The 15,134-nt window shown below is 63.4% G+C and carries 13 protein-coding genes; 11 read left to right on the forward strand and 2 right to left on the reverse strand.

The window, feature by feature from the left end:
• Positions 1-123 precede the first annotated feature (123 nt).
• Complete coding sequence (locus tag PSN43_RS09735; RefSeq protein ID WP_272700525.1) at positions 124-1,278, forward strand: multidrug effflux MFS transporter; 1,155 nt, start codon at positions 124-126, stop codon at positions 1,276-1,278.
• A gap of 74 nt (positions 1,279-1,352) precedes the next feature.
• On the opposite strand, the gene PSN43_RS09740 is transcribed toward PSN43_RS09735, so the two are convergent.
• Positions 1,353-2,327 (reverse strand): YheT family hydrolase, encoded by a 975-nt coding sequence (locus PSN43_RS09740; protein ID WP_272700526.1) that lies wholly within the window; start codon positions 2,325-2,327, stop codon positions 1,353-1,355.
• 136 nt (positions 2,328-2,463) lie between these two features.
• Here PSN43_RS09740 and PSN43_RS09745 point away from each other — a divergent pair, with 136 nt between their 5' ends.
• From PSN43_RS09745 to mnmA, 7 genes are all read left to right on the forward strand, one after another.
• Positions 2,464-3,669 (forward strand): aminopeptidase, encoded by a 1,206-nt coding sequence (locus tag PSN43_RS09745; RefSeq protein ID WP_272700527.1) that lies wholly within the window; start codon positions 2,464-2,466, stop codon positions 3,667-3,669.
• Positions 3,670-3,811: 142 nt separating this feature from the next.
• Positions 3,812-4,441: a nucleotide exchange factor GrpE gene (locus PSN43_RS09750; protein WP_272700528.1), complete on the forward strand. Its 630-nt coding sequence runs from the start codon at positions 3,812-3,814 to the stop codon at positions 4,439-4,441.
• Between the two features lie 102 nt (positions 4,442-4,543).
• Positions 4,544-6,457: a molecular chaperone DnaK gene (gene dnaK, locus PSN43_RS09755; protein WP_272700529.1), complete on the forward strand. Its 1,914-nt coding sequence runs from the start codon at positions 4,544-4,546 to the stop codon at positions 6,455-6,457.
• A gap of 126 nt (positions 6,458-6,583) precedes the next feature.
• A complete protein-coding gene (locus tag PSN43_RS09760) occupies positions 6,584-8,608 on the forward strand; it encodes a hypothetical protein (protein ID WP_272700530.1) in 2,025 nt (674 codons plus the stop codon).
• Positions 8,609-8,647: 39 nt separating this feature from the next.
• Positions 8,648-8,932, forward strand: a complete 285-nt coding sequence (gene gatC, locus PSN43_RS09765) for an Asp-tRNA(Asn)/Glu-tRNA(Gln) amidotransferase subunit GatC (RefSeq protein ID WP_272700531.1) — start codon at positions 8,648-8,650, stop codon at positions 8,930-8,932.
• Between the two features lie 27 nt (positions 8,933-8,959).
• Positions 8,960-10,417, forward strand: a complete 1,458-nt coding sequence (gatA, locus tag PSN43_RS09770) for an Asp-tRNA(Asn)/Glu-tRNA(Gln) amidotransferase subunit GatA (protein ID WP_272700532.1) — start codon at positions 8,960-8,962, stop codon at positions 10,415-10,417.
• Positions 10,418-10,663: 246 nt separating this feature from the next.
• Entirely contained in the window at positions 10,664-11,701 is a 1,038-nt protein-coding gene (gene mnmA / locus PSN43_RS09775; RefSeq protein WP_272700533.1) for a tRNA 2-thiouridine(34) synthase MnmA, read from the forward strand.
• Here the strand turns inward: mnmA and PSN43_RS09780 are convergent, their stop codons facing one another.
• Positions 11,702-12,319, reverse strand: a complete 618-nt coding sequence (locus PSN43_RS09780) for a tetratricopeptide repeat protein (RefSeq protein ID WP_272700534.1) — start codon at positions 12,317-12,319, stop codon at positions 11,702-11,704.
• Positions 12,320-12,379: 60 nt separating this feature from the next.
• On the opposite strand from PSN43_RS09780, the gene PSN43_RS09785 reads away from it, so the two are divergent.
• Genes PSN43_RS09785 through PSN43_RS09795 form a run of 3 tightly spaced genes read left to right on the forward strand, consistent with a single transcriptional unit; the run spans position 12,380 to position 15,130 of the window.
• Positions 12,380-13,675, forward strand: a complete 1,296-nt coding sequence (locus PSN43_RS09785) for a MiaB/RimO family radical SAM methylthiotransferase (RefSeq protein WP_272700535.1) — start codon at positions 12,380-12,382, stop codon at positions 13,673-13,675.
• A complete protein-coding gene (locus tag PSN43_RS09790) occupies positions 13,672-14,205 on the forward strand; it encodes a DUF4416 family protein (RefSeq protein ID WP_272700536.1) in 534 nt (177 codons plus the stop codon). Before PSN43_RS09785 ends, PSN43_RS09790 begins: the two co-directional genes overlap by 4 nt.
• Before the next feature lie 43 nt (positions 14,206-14,248).
• The gene (locus PSN43_RS09795) at positions 14,249-15,130 is read left to right on the forward strand and encodes a YicC/YloC family endoribonuclease (RefSeq protein ID WP_272700537.1); all 882 of its coding nucleotides are present in this window, start codon (positions 14,249-14,251) and stop codon (positions 15,128-15,130) included.
• The last annotated feature ends 4 nt before the right edge of the window (positions 15,131-15,134 follow it).

Raw genomic sequence — 15,134 nt, forward strand, 5'->3', positions numbered from 1 at the left:
CGCGAAAGCGGGGAGTAGTAGGTTTCTTTTTGGGGCAGGCCGCCCGGGGCTGTCGCAAATGTCGCTTGACATCCCGGGCATGTTCTTAGAAAGTTGCGCCTTCAACTTTCTATTGGGGAGCACATGCCGAACCTGATTCTGTTGTCTTTGCTGGCGGCCTTTCCGCCGCTGTCCACCGATATGTATCTGCCCGCCATTCCCACATTGCAGGCATTGTGGGGCATCACCTATGCCACGGCCAACCTGTCCATGGTCCTGTTCATGGGCGTGTTCAGCATCTTCCTGCTCATACACGGCCCCCTGTCCGACCGTTTCGGGCGCAAGCCCGTGCTCGTCGGCGGGCTGCTCCTGTTCATAGTTGCCTCCTTCGGCTGCGCCCTGGCTCCCTCCATCGGCTTTCTGCTCGCGTTCCGCTGTTTGCAGGCCGCAGGCGCGGCGGCGGGGGCGTCTCTGGCCCTGGCCTTGTCCAAGGATCTCTACGACGGAGCGCAGCGGCAGAAGATTCTGGCCTATATTGGGGTAATCATGGCCCTGGCCCCCATGATGGCTCCGTCCATCGGCGGGCTGATGCTCAAATTCGCTTCCTGGCGTTGGATTTTCATTGTTCAGGTCGGTATGGCCCTGATCGGCCTGTACGGGGTGCTTCGTCTCAAGGAGCCGCTCACCGAGTTTACGCGCGGCGGTTTTCTGGCCGTGGCCGGACGGTATCGCCTGGTGTTGCGGAACCTGCCGTTCACGGTCCTGGCGACCGGGTTCGCCCTCATGTCCCTGCCCCATTTCGCCTTCATCGGCGGTTCGGCGGACATGTACATCAACGAGCTGGGGTTGTCGGAGCAGGCATTCGGCATCTATTTCGGGGCCAACGCCGTGGGCTTCATGCTCGGGTCCTTCATCTGCACCCGGCTGGTCGGCACTTACAAGCCGTTGAGTATGCTCTACGCGACCTTCGCTTTTCTTTTCGCGTCCACCGTCCTGATGTTCGTCCTCGGCGGGCGCACTCCCTTGACCCTGGCCCTGCCCATGTTCTGCATGTCCCTCAGCGTGGGGTTTTCCCGGCCCATCTCCAACTCCATGATTCTCGACCAGGTGGATACGGACGTCGGCGCGGCCTCGGGAATCCTGACTTTCGAGATATTTTTCATCGCGGCCCTGTCCATGCAGTTCATTTCCATGGATTGGAGCCACAAGCCATACGTGCTCGGCGTACTCGGCGTGTTCGGCACCCTGATCCCGTTGGCGGCCCTGGTGGCCGTCAGGAAGCGGTGCCGATTTAATTAGGCGCACCTCTTAAAACGATGAAAGCCCGAGCACAGGTCTGTGCGCGGGCTTTTTTCGTTGATGGCGGGGCGGCGTCAGGCCGGAATTTCGCTCAGGAACGCTTTGGCCCGTCGCTCGGACCAATACACGTTTTCCCTGTTTTTGGAGACGAAACCGACGTGTCCACCGTGGAGGGGTATTTCCAGGAACAGGTGCGGGTTGGACATGGCTTCGGTCACCGGGAAACAGGACGGCGTCAGGAACGGGTCGTTTTGGGCGTTGACCAGCAGGGTCGGCACCCGGATGGACCGCAGGAATTGAAGGGAGGACGCCTTGGCGTAATAGTCGTCCGCGTCCTCGAAGCCGCCGAGAGGTGCGGTGAACCTGTCGTCGAAGTCGCGCAGGGTGCGGACGCCTTTGAGTTTGGACGCGTCCACCAGCTCCGGGAACCGTTCTCCCTTTTCGCGCATCTTGCGGCGCAGGCCGCGCATGAAATATTCGAAATAGACGTGGTGGGCCGAAATGACCCGCTCGGCTCCGCTCAGGTCGCAGGGCGTGGACACGGCCATGGCCCCGGCGATTTCCCGGGGCACCCGGCCGGGGTTCTCGCCCAGGTATTTGAGGGTCTGGTTGCCGCCCATGGAAAAACCGATGAGGACCACCTTGTCGTATTTGCCCGTGGACAGGCAGTGGAGGATGATCTCATGCAGGTCGCCGGTCTCGCCTGAGTGGTAGGAGCGAGGCAGCCGGTTGGGCTCCTCGCCGCAGCCGCGTTGGGTCCAGCAGGCGGCGTCCCAGCCCGCCTTGTTGGCCATGACCGCCATGCCGAGGACGTATTTGCGCCGGGAGTCGCCTTCAAGGCCGTGGCTGACGATGACCAGCCTGTTGCTCTCGCCGGTGCGAGAGCGGTGCCAGTCCAGGTCCAGGAAGTCCGAGTCCGCCAGCTCTACGCGCTCGGTTTCGGGCGCGGTCAGGGGCGCGAGCCGGAAGAGCGGCGGGTACAGGGTGGCCAGATGGCCCGAGGCGAACGGGAAGGGCGGCCGATAATCGGGGATGGGCAGTACGGGCATGGGTCCGGTGTACGACCACCCTGTCGCGAAGTAAAGCGGCGCGGGCGCGTTCGTCGTGAAAACGGTTGCCCCGGCAGCCCCGGATTGGCTATCCTTGCGCACCGCCCGATTCGCGGCGCGAACCAGAGGAGCCCGTGTGCCGCTGTACGATCAGACCGACATGGAGAATTACGCCGAGGTCCTTACCTGGGCCTTGAACGAATCCAGGGAAAGTCCCCTGCGCAACAGCGAGGCGGTTCTCATTCGCTACGACATCCCGGGACTGGCCCTGGCCGAGGCGGTCTATTCGCGGCTCATGGACATGCACCTCATGCCGGTGGCCATGGCCCAGCCCACCCCGTACATGGAGATGGAGCGGTATCTCAATTCCAGCTTCGGCCAGCTTCTCTTCCAGCAGCCCGGCCTGGCCGAGTTGTATTCCCAAATCGGCGGGGTCATCAATATCATCGCCCCGGAGGAGTTGACCTATCTCCAGACGGTGGACCCGCGCACCATCGCGGAGGCGAGGCGGGCCGATGCGCTTCATCGGCGCATCCTGCAACGGCGCAGGCAGTCCGGAAGCATGGGGTGGACCACCTGCCTCTATCCCACCGAAGCCCTGGCCGCAGGAGCGGGCATGACGCTGGATGAGTACGCATACGCCTTGAAACGCGCCTGCTGGCTGAACATGCCCGATCCCGTCGCCGAATGGCGGCGGTTGAAACGGGAGGCTGGCGAGGTCTGCGCCTGGCTCGACGCCATGGCCATCCGCAGCGTCAAAGTCGAGTCCGAGGACGTCGATCTCTCCGTGGGCATCGGCGACAACCGCCGTTTCGTGGGCGTGAACGGCGCAAACATCCCGGGCTACGAAATCTACGTGGCCCCGGACGCGCGCAAGGTGGACGGAACCTATTACGCGGACCAGCCTACTTTGCGCTACGGGCACCTGGTCGCGGGCATGGCCCTGGACTTCTCCGGGGGCGTCGCCTCCCGCGTGGAGGCCGGACGCGGACAGGTGTTCGTCCAGCAGCAGCTCTATTCGGACGCCGGCGCGCGCAGGGTGGGGGAGTTTTCCCTGACCGACAGGCGCTTCTCCCGCGTGGACAGGTTCATGGCCCACACACTTTTGGACGAGAATTTCGGAGGGGAGCACGGCAACTGCCATATCGCACTGGGCGGTTCGGTGCTGGAGAGTTTCTCTGGGCCGCCCGAACTGCTCACGCCGGAGCTGGAGTACGAGCTCGGCTTCAATTCCTCGGACATGCATTGGGACCTGGTCAACACTCAGCCCAAGCGCGTCACCGCCTGGCTCGCGGACGGCAGCCCCAGGCTGATCTACGAGAACGGAGAGTTCCGCATCTGATCTTCAGCCGCGCAAGCGCCCGGAACTTTTTTTCTTGTCATCCCGGTTATTGACAACCTTATCCCCATGCTTATTTTCCCCTCAGGTCTCGCTCCCCGCGAGCCTTTTCATTACATAATCCGCTTCTCAAGGAATTGATTTCATGGCTAAAAACAAAAACGAAGTGCCCATTAACGGTCTGTATGACGATGAGGGCCGGATATTCGAGGAACAGGACCCCGAGGAGCAGGCTCCCAATGGCCGGGTTGAGAACGAGCCCGCCGAGGAGCAGGCGGAGGTGTCTCTGAGCAAGGAAGAGCTGACCGCGCTGTGCAAGGAGTCGGTTTGTCCTGAATGTGACGTGTTCAAGGAGGCCGAAGCCATCCGGCTGCGCGCCCTGGCCGACTCCGAGAACGTCAAGAAGAGGCTGTTCCGGGAGGCCGAGGAACTCAGAAAGTACGCGGGCGAGTCCATTCTGGCCGACCTGCTGCCCGTCCTCGACAACCTGGACCTGGCTCTGGCCCACACCGACAACCTTTCTCCCGAGTGCAGGAATTTCATGGTCGGCGTGGACATGACCCGCAAGCTCTTTTTGGGCGCGGTCAAGAACCACGGTCTGGAGGCCGTGCAGGCGGGCGTCGGCATCGAGTTCGACCCCGAAATCCACGAGGCCGTCGGCACCGTGGAAGAGCCTTCGCTGGCCGACAACCAGGTCGCACAGGTGGTCCAGAACGGCTATCGCCTGAAAGGACGCCTGCTTCGCCCGGCCAAGGTCATGGTCAACAAGGTGTAGATTTTTTGACGCCTCGGCCTTTACAAGGGCTGACGCGTGATTATTGAAGAAAGTAACGAAAATTTACGTCGAATACGACTTTCATATCTAGGAGGACATAATATGGGTAAGATCATAGGGATCGACCTCGGAACCACCAACTCCTGTGTTTACGTCATGGAGGGCAAGGACCCGAAATGCATCACCAACCCCGAAGGCGGCCGGACTACTCCGTCCGTAGTGGGTTTCACCGATAAAGAACGGCTTGTGGGCGACATCGCCAAGCGTCAGGCCGTGACCAACCCCGAAAAGACGGTCTTCGCCATCAAGCGGCTCATGGGCCGCTCCTCGGATGCTCCCGAGGTGAACAAGTGGCGCGAGCATTGCCCCTACAAGATCGTCGCGGGCAACGGCAACGATGCATGGGTCGAGATCGGCGGCAAGAAGTATTCTCCGCCCGAAGTCTCCGCCATGATCCTGCAGAAGCTGAAAAAGGATGCCGAAACCTACCTTGGCGAGCCCGTCACCGAGGCCGTCATCACCGTTCCGGCGTACTTCAACGATTCGCAGCGCCAGGCCACCAAGGACGCGGGCAAGATCGCCGGTCTTGAGGTCAAGCGCATCATCAACGAGCCCACCGCCGCGTCGCTGGCCTACGGCTTCGACAAGAAGGCCAACGAGAAGATCGCGGTCTTCGACCTCGGCGGCGGCACGTTCGATATCTCCATCCTGGAAGTGGGCGACAACGTCGTCGAAGTGCGCGCCACCAACGGCGACACCTTCCTGGGCGGCGAGGACTTCGACCATCGGATTATCGAGTACCTGGTGGACGAGTTCAAGAAGGAAAACGGCATCGATCTGTCCAAGGACCGTATGGCCCTGCAACGCTTGAAGGAAGCCGCGGAGAAGGCCAAGCACGAGCTGTCCTCCTCCGTCGAGACCGAGGTCAACCTGCCGTTCATCACGGCCGACCAGAACGGCCCCAAGCACATGATGGTCAAGATCAGCCGCGGCAAGCTCGAAAAGCTCGTCGAGGACCTGGTCGACCGGACCGTCGGACCGTGCAGGAAGGCCCTCAAGGACGCCGGTCTGTCCGCCGCCGACATCGACGAGGTCATCCTCGTGGGCGGCATGACCCGTATGCCTCTGGTCCAGGAGAAGGTTAAGTCCTTCTTCGGCAAGGAGCCCAACCGCTCCGTGAACCCGGACGAGGTCGTCGCCATGGGCGCGGCCATTCAGGGCGGCATCCTGGCGGGCGACGTCAAGGACGTCCTGCTCCTCGATGTGACCCCGCTGTCTCTGGGTATTGAAACCATGGGCGGCGTGATGACGCACCTGATCGAGCGCAACACGACCATCCCGACCAAGAAGTCTCAGGTGTTCACCACCGCGGCCGACAATCAGCCGTCCGTGTCCATCCGGGTCTTCCAGGGCGAGCGGCCCATGTGCGCCGACAACAAGCTGCTCGGCAACTTCGAGCTGACCGGCATTCCGCCGGCGCCTCGCGGCGTGCCGCAGATCGAGGTCTCCTTCGACATCGACGCCAACGGCATCGTGCACGTCGGAGCCAAGGATCTTGGCACCGGCCATGAGCAGTCCATCCAGATCACGGCCAGCTCGGGTCTGTCCGAGGACGAGATCAACCAGATGGTCAAGGACGCCGAGGCCCATGCCGACGAGGACAAGAAGAAGCAGCAGCTCATCGAGGCGCGCAACCAGGCCGATACCCTGGTCTACACCTCCGAGAAGTCCCTGCGCGACCTCGGCGACAAGGTCGACCCGGCCCTGAAGGCGGACATCGAAGGCAAGATCGAGGCCGTCAAGAAGGCTCTCGAAGCCGACGACGCCGATCAGATCAAGGCCAGGGCCGACGAACTGGCCCAGGCCTCGCACAAGCTGGCCGAACAGCTCTACGCCCAGCAGAACGCCGCCAACGCCAATCCCGGCGCTGCGGCAGGCGCGGCCGGAGCCGAAGCCGGTTCCTCGGCCAAGGATGACGACGACGTCGTGGACGCCGACTACACCGAAGTCAAGTAGTTCGGCTTGCCTTCACAGGCCAAGCGAAGTATAGCATTACCCGGTCCGCAGTATTGCGGGCCGGGTTTTTTTATCTGGCCCCGGTCTATGTCGGGAGCCGAACCGCCAAGCCACCAAGCCGTCCCCATGAAACATACCGCATATACCGTCAAGATACTTGCCGCCCTGTTGTTGATCGCGCTTCTCGCCTGGGGCTGCGCGCCCATGACGCCGCCCGTCAAGAGCGCCGACATGCTGTCCACGCCCAATCTCCTGGTGGAAGCCGACGCCGCATGGCGGGGCGAACGCTGGGAAGCCGTCGAGCTGTACTACGCCGCCGCGCTTGAGCGGAAGGACCTGGTCCGCAGCGAACTGCCCACGGTCTACTCCCGCCTGGCCGAGGCCGCTTCGCGCAACAATCATTACCATCAGGCGCGCATCGCCCTGGAGCAATGGGCCAACCTGGACACCACGGCTCTGGAGCGCGCGGACTGGGAGCGGCTCTATCTCGACTCCATGGCCGCCCTGGGCAAGACCGAGCGGCTGAACAATCATTTGCAGTGGGTGCTCGGCAGCTCCACCGTGCCGTGGGAGACCCGGCAGGTGGTGGCGTTGTGGTACGGTGAATATTTCCGGAGCCATGACAACTCCGAACAGGCCATGGACGTGCTGGGCAGGTTCTATGCCCAGGCCCCCGACGATCACGCCCGGTCGCAGTTCGAGCAGGAATTTTCCCGGCGGCTGTCCGACATGGACGATGTTGAGCTGGGCCGTCTGGCCACGGCTGTCACCCCGGCCAACCAGTGGCGGTTCCCCTATGCCCTGACGGCATTCGAGCTGGGCGCGCGCAAGGCGTCCGAGCCCGGAGCGTGGTCCGCGTCCTGGCGCACCCTGCGCGATCTGGCCGCTTCCGGCGAACTGGCCGACCTCGCCCCGTTGCAGGACAGGCTGGCCGACCTGGAGGCCCGCTTCGGACTGCCGCGCATCGGGCTGGCCCTTGCCCTGCCCGTGACCGGGCCTTACGCCAAGGTGGGCGTCAAAATTTTGCGCGGCGCCGGGCTGGCCCAGTGGCAACTGGCCCAGGAAGGCGTGGACGTGGAACTCAAGGTCATCAATACCGAGGCTCCCGGCTGGGAGACGCGGCTTGCCAACCTGCCCTCCCATTTTACCGTGGTCGGCGGCCCTTTGCGCGTCGATGCCTTCAAGCGTTTCTACGCCCCCGAGTCCCCGGCCGCGGGGGTGCTTAAGCGGCGGGCCGTGTTCGCCTTCCTGTCCTCCCTGGGCGATCTGACCGAGGGAAAGGACGCCTGGCGGTTCTTCACCAGTCATAATGACGAGGTCCGCAGCCTGGTCCGGCTGACCGTGGACAGACTCGGCATCACCGATCTCGCCATTTTCTACCCCGAAGAGAAATTCGGCCGTACCATGGCCCAGACCTTCTACCAGGAGGCCGCGCCTCTCGGCGGGCAGATCAAGGGGATGCAGTCCTATCCGCCGCGCGAACTCAAGCAGTGGACCGGTCGCGTGGGCAAGCTGCTGAACGTGCCCTCCAATTTCAGCAACAACAAGGACGTTCCCTTGCCCATGCCGGATTTCGGGGCAGTGTTCATCCCCGACGGCTGGCAGCAGGCCCAGACGCTGTTGCCGAACTTCTTTTTCTACGAGGGCGACCAACTGGTCTTCCTCGGCCCCGGCCTGTGGAGCCGCGTCCTCGATGAGGCCAAGGACGTGGACGAGCACTACTATCGGCTGGCGGTTTGCCCCGGCGCGTGGTGGGGCGACTCCGATGGCGGCAAGGCTTTGCAGACGGCCCTGACCGAGGAAGGACTCGGACAGGCCGACTTTTGGGTCGCCTTGGGTTACGACTTCCTGCGCTTTGCCGGCCGACTCGGTTCCCTGCCCGCTTCCTGGGACAGCGATCTGGTCAACGGCCGCATCGGCAAGGCCGCCGACATGGAGTTCAGCATGGCTCCCATGACCTGGGACGGGAACGGCATGGCCAGCCAGGATTTGTACCTGTTCACCCCGGCCAGCAACGGCAAGCGGATAGTGGAACCAGACAAGCTCGCCGAGCGCATCGCCAGGGCCCAGGCCCGTCGCGAGAAGCGCATGGAAAATTACGAAAAGCGGTTGATGGAAGAGGGCAAAGCCGTCTCCAATCCCGACCGCTAGCCGACCCGCCGGTCGGCTTGACCCATAAAGGAGAATCCCATGAAGATCAGTCCCCAAGAAGTGGCCAAGGTCGCCCGCCTCTCCCGGCTCGACCTGCCCGAGGACAAGCTTGAACTGTTCGCCGGACAACTCGGCGACATCCTCGCCTACATGGACAAGCTGGGCGAGCTCGACACTGACGCGGTGGAGCCCCTGTACAGCCCGGTCAATCACACCACGGTGCTGCGCCGGGACGAGGTGCGCAAGGACTACGCGCGCGAGGAAATCCTGGCCAATGCCCCCAAGCAGGACGGCCAGTTCTTCATTGTTCCTCGCATTGTTTAATATTTTGATATCATTCAGGATTGATTAATGTCTGAACTGTATACGAAGACCCTCTCCGAGATTGCTGCGCTGCTTCAGTCCGGTGAAATCAAGGTTGTCGAGGTGGTCAAGCACTGCCTGGACCGCATCGAGGCGACCGAGCCCAAGGTCAAGGCGCTCATCACGGTCATGGGCGAAGAGGCGATGAAGGAGGCCGAGGCCATGGACGCGGCCGGTCCCGACGCGTCCAAGCCGTTGTGGGGCGTGCCCGTCGTGCTCAAGGACCTGCTGGCCTCCAAGGGAGTGAAGACCACCTGCGGGTCCAGGATTCTCGAAAATTTCGTGCCTTTCTATGACGCCACGGCCGTCGCCAAGCTCAAGGAAGCCGGGGCCGTCTTCATAGGCAAGGCCAACATGGACGAGTTCGCCATGGGCTCTTCCACGGAAAACTCGGCCTTCTTCGCAACCGCCAACCCGTGGGACGTCTCGCGGGTGCCCGGCGGCTCGTCCGGCGGCTCGGGTGCCACGGTGGCGGCGGGGCAGTGCTTCGGCGCGCTCGGCACGGACACCGGCGGTTCCATCCGCACTCCGTCGTCCTTCTGCGGCATCGTGGGATTGAAGCCCACCTACGGGCGCATTTCCCGTTTCGGGCTTATCGCCTACGGCTCGTCCCTCGACCAGATCGGTCCCATGACCCGGTCGGTGGAGGACGCCGCCCGCCTGCTCCAGGTCATGGCCGGGCACGATCCCAAGGACTCCACCTCGGTGGATGTCGAGGTTCCCGACTATCTCGCGGCATTGGGCCGCGACGACCTGAAGGGCGTGAGGATCGGCCTGCCGGAGGAATACTGGGGCGAGGGGCTGGACGACGAGGTCAAGGAGGCGTGCGCGAACGCCGTGGCCGAAATGGAGAAGCTCGGGGCCGAGACCGTGCCGGTCAAGCTGGCCCTGACCGAGTACGCCATCGCCACCTATTACATCATCGCCATGGCCGAGGCCTCGTCCAACCTGTCGCGGTTCGACGGCGTGCGCTTCGGCCATCGCAACAAGAAGGCCGAGGAGCTCATCGACATGTACACCTCCAGCCGCACCGAAGGGTTCGGCGACGAGGTGCAGCGGCGTATCATCATGGGGACCTACGTGCTTTCCAGCGGCTACTACGACGCTTACTACAACAAGGCCGCCAAGGTCCGCCGCCTCCTGCGCGGGGACTTTGAAAAGGCGTTCACCCAGTGCGATTTCATCGCCGGACCGGTCTGCCCGACCACGGCCTTCACCAAGGGCGACAAGGCCGATCCGTTGCAGATGTACCTCATGGACATCTTCACCATTTCCGCCAACCTCGCCGGTATCCCGGCCATGTCGCTGCCCGTCGGGCTGGGCAGGGATTCCGCCATGCCCGTTGGGCTCCAGCTCATGGGCCCGGCCTTCAGCGAGGCGGACATGCTTTCGGTGGCCGAACGGTTGGAGCGGGCGCTGCCGCCCCTGTCCATGCCGGAGCTGTAGCCGACAGTTGATTGACGCGAAGCCGGTCGCGGGCGGTTGCCCGCGACCGGCTTTTTTCCGTATTGCTTCTATGGTAAGGTGGCTTGTGGTGTCGTGTGCAATCTGTGTTTTATCCGTTTTTTCCGCGCGTCTCGCGCCCGATGAAAATGGGCGGGAAGAGGGGATGCGGCCTTTGAGACGGGCGAAGGGCCTATTCCGTGCAGGGAATTGTCCTTTCCGTTCCCATCGGCCGTCGGAGGCTGCCGTATGACCATAGCCGTGGCCGTATCGGGAGGCATGGACAGCCTGTTGGCGCTCGTTCTGCTCAAGGAGCGGGGCGAGGACATCATGGCCGTGCACGGGCATTTTCTTCCGCCGAATCCGGGCTGGGAACGGGTCGTGGCCGGGATGACCGGGGCCTGCGCCGCGCTCGGTGTGCCCTTCCACGCCCTTGACCTGCACGAATCTTTTGATAATCGGGTCATTAAGCCCTTCGTGGCCGAGTACAAGGCCGGACTGACGCCCAACCCGTGCGCCATGTGCAATCCGCGCATGAAGTTCGGGGTGCTTTTCGACGCCGCGCGCAACTTCGGGGCGGCGCGGCTGGCGACCGGGCATTATGTGCGGATGGAGGAACGGGAGCAGGGGCGGATGCTGGTGCGCGGCGAGGATGCTTCCAAGGACCAGAGCTATTTCCTGTCCATGGTTCCGGCGGAGAAGCTGCGGCTGGCTGAGTTTCCGCTTGCCAGGACCTTCAAGCGGGATGTGCCCGCCATTCTCGCCGCCCATGGGCTGACCCCGCCGTTGCCGTCCGAGAGCCAGGAAATCTGCTTCGTGCCGGACGACGACTATCAACATTTTCTGACCTCCCGTTGCGACATGCCCGGCCCTGGCCCGGCTGCGTTGCCGGACGGGCGGATAATCGGCGAGCATCAGGGCCTGTGGCGGCATACCCAGGGCCAGCGGCGCGGGCTGGGCATAGCCTGGTCGGAGCCGCTCTACGTGCTGGACAAGCATGTCGCCTCCAACACGCTGATCGTCGGGCCCGGGGAGCATCTGGCCGCGAGGGGATGCGTGGCCGGGCAGGTCAACCTCATGTGCCCGGTGGAGACCTGGCCCGAAACGGTGATGGTCCAGACCCGTTACCGGCAGAAGGCCAAGCCCGCCACGGCCAAGCTGACCGGCGGCAGGTTGTTCTTCGATTTTCTGGAGACGCACACCCGGCCCACGCCGGGCCAGGTGGCGGCGGTTTACGATGAGGCCGGGACCGTCCTGGGCGGCGGCATCATCGAGGAGGCGTTGTAGCTACCAGGTGTCGCGGTTCCTATCCAGCCGTTCCCTGAGGTCCCAGTCGAACCCCTCGCGCCGTTCCTTGTTCATGGTCTTGTGGATTTTTTCGGCGGTCAGTTCCGGCTTCTTCTCCAGGTAGGCGGCCATGCGCTGCACCGCGCTGGTGGCGCGATAGTAGAGGGGTTCCCTGTAGGTCTTGAGCAGGCCGAAACCGGCTTCGCGCTGTCCCTGATAGATGAGCGTCAGGCCGAGGTAGTAGGTGGAGTCGGGCAGGTCGGGGTATTTTTCGAGCGTGTCCGTGAATATTTTTTGGGCCGCATCGAAATTTCCGTCGTTCAACTGCTTGATTCCCGCCTTGTTGTTGAGATAGGCCTCGTTCGGGCCGTTGTTCAGGAAATCGCCGTAGGAGTTCAGGGAAACGCCGAATCCGCCCGTGCCGACTCCCACGGAGGTCGCGCCCGCGCCCACGCCGACACCCACGCGTGTCCCGCTGCCGCCGCCCACGCCCACTCCTACGCCGAATGAGGAACCAAGGCATCCCGAAAGGAGCAGGGCGCCCAGAAGCGCGGCCAGGGCTTTCAAGGCCCGGAATGTGGTGCCTGAACGGGAGATAGCGGTATTCGTTTGCCTCATCGGTTCCACCTCGGCTAACATTGATGAACTTTTTTACAAACCGGACAACCGAATCCTAGCATGACAACCTTTCACACCGCCACCCTGGGGTGCAAAATCAACCAGTACGAGACCCGCTCCATCGCCGAAGCATGGGCCGGACAGGAGGCCCGCGAGGTGGATGATCCGCGCGAGGCCGACCTTATTCTCGTCAACTCCTGCGCCGTGACCGCCAACGCCGTGGCCGACCTGCGTCAGGCCGTGCGCCGTTTTCATCGGGACAACCCCGAGGCCGGGATCATCATCACCGGGTGCGCGGCCCAGGTCCTGCCCGACGAACTTGCCAAGCTTCCCGGCGTGATCCGCGTGGTGGCCCAGGCGGACAAGCCCCAGCTCCTGGACGGGCCGGAAGGCGGGGAGAGCGGCCTGGAAAAGCCCCGGTTCGCCCCTTTTTCCATCAAGGGCTACGACCGTGCCAGGGCCGTGGTCAAGGTGCAGGACGGTTGCTCCCATTTCTGCACGTATTGCATTGTGCCCCTGACGCGCGGACGTTCCGTGAGCCGTCCGGCGGGCGAGGTGGAGGACGAGGTCGGCAGGCTGCTGGCGGCTGGGTTCCGCGAATTGATACTGAGCGGCATCAATCTGCGCCATTACGGACGCGATCTGGACGGGAAACCGGACTTCTGGGACTTGGTGGCCCGTCTTGAATCGGCCTTTGCCCTCGATTGGGCCGGACGGGCGCGCTTGCGCATCTCCTCCGTGGAGCCGGGGCAACTCACCGACAAGGCGCTGGATGTGCTCGGGCGTTCGCGGTTGGTCTGCCCGCAGCTTCATCTTTCCCTCCAGAGCGGCGATCCCGATGTGCTCAAGGCCATGGGGCGCGGTCATTACTCCCCGCATTCCGCCGTTGAATTCATGGAGCGGCTGAGGGCGTTCTGGCCCGTCATGGGACTGGGCGCGGACCTCATTACCGGATTTCCCGGCGAAACCGAGGCGCAGTTCCAGAATACCATGGAGCTGTGCCGTGCGCTGCCGCTGACCTACGGCCATGTTTTTCCCTACTCCGAGCGGCCCGGCACCCGGGCGGCGGCGCTGCCCGGTGCGGTGGACGTGCCGGTGCGCAAGGAGCGGGCGGCCCGGTTGCGCAAGCTGGTGAGCGGGAAGAAGTCCGCTTTCCTGAAGCGTCTCCTGGAGCTGGAGCATTTGGACATCCTGGTGCAGGACGCGAGCGGACGCGGCGTTTCCGAGTTTTACGCGGCCTGCCGTTTCGCGGAGCCGCCGGGAGCGGAGCCGCGTTCGCTGGTCCGCGCGAAGCCCTTGCGTGTGGACAGGGGCGTGGTGGTGGTCGAGAAGCTTGTCGGGGGTGATGACGCATGAGCACGCCCAGGATTCCGGAACCCGGCCTGTTGGTGATTTCCGTGCTGAGCGCGGACTGGGACGCCTTTTGGCCCCGGGTCAGCGTCGAGCTCGAAGGGCGGTTTGGCCCGTTCGACGCCTCGGAGGCGTTCGCCTTCACCGAGACCGAGTATTATGACGCCGAATTGGGCGCGCCCATCACGCGGCGGTTGCTTGCCTTCGACGAACTGCGCCCCCTGGACGAACTGGCGGACGTCAAGCTCTGGACCAACTCCGTGGAGCAGCGGTTTGCCCGCGGCGGCTGGAGGCTGTTCAACCTGGACCCCGGCTTCATTACCCAGCAAAGCCTGGTCCTGGCCACGGGCAAGAATTTTTCGCACCGCATCTATCTGAAGGACGGCATATGGGCCGACCTGACCCTCATGTGGCAGCGCAAACACTGGGTGGATTTTCCCTGGACCTTCCCGGATTACGCGGGAGAGGCCATGAAAACGCGGCTGACAAAGCTGCGCCTGTCGTATAAAAACAAGCTGAGCAAGCCGCAAAAGTGATAGATTCGCGTAACTCGCGGCTTCCAACCATAAGGAAAAGAATATGCCTGTAAGCATGACTGGCTTCGGCCGGTTCGAGACCAATGAGCACGCCTGGACCCACGTCTGGGAGATCAAAAGCGTCAACGGCCGGTTTCTGGATGTGAAATGGAGGATGCCCGGCTCCCTGCGCTCCCTGGAGAACGGCTGGGAACGGGTGGTCCGCACCTACGCCTCGCGCGGCCGCGTGGACGTTTCCCTCAACCTGGAGGTCCTGGACGCCGAAGTGCTTGGCGTGTCCTTCAACGAGACCATGGCAGCGGCCATGTTCCGCCAGATGGAGAAGCTGGCCGCCAGCCGGGGTGAAACGTTCTCGCCGGACTACAACCGTGTCCTGGCCATGCCGTCCCTTTGGCGCGACAATGGGAACGAGCCCGATCCGGGACTGGCCGAGAGCCTGAACCGGGGGCTGGAAGCGGCCCTGCGCGCTTGGGTTGATTCCCGCGCCGTGGAGGGCGACGCGCTGGTGGCCGACCTCACGGCCCGTTTCGCCACCCTGCGCGAGCTGGCCGGGAAGGTGCGCGATCGCGTGCCGGATATCCTTGAGGCCAAGAAAGCCGGCCTGCGGCAGCGCATCATCGACATGCTGGAATCGGCCAACGCCGAGTTCTCCGAAGATCGGATGCTCCAGGAAGTGGCCTACCTCACGGACAAGCTCGACGTGTCCGAGGAGCTGACCCGTCTGGACGCCCATCTGGACCGCCTCGCCGAGGTGCTGGCCGAGAAGGACGATGTGGGCAAGAAGCTCGACTTCCTGGTCCAGGAGACCTTCCGCGAGATCAACACTTGCGGCAACAAGGCGCAGGACACCGAGGTCAGCCGGTTGGTGGTCGATTTTAAGGCGGAGCTGGAACGTTGCCGCGAACAGGTGCAAAACATCGAGTAGGTGG

The organism is Desulfovibrio sp. Fe33, assembly GCF_028532725.1.
Classification (GTDB): domain Bacteria; phylum Desulfobacterota; class Desulfovibrionia; order Desulfovibrionales; family Desulfovibrionaceae; genus Pseudodesulfovibrio.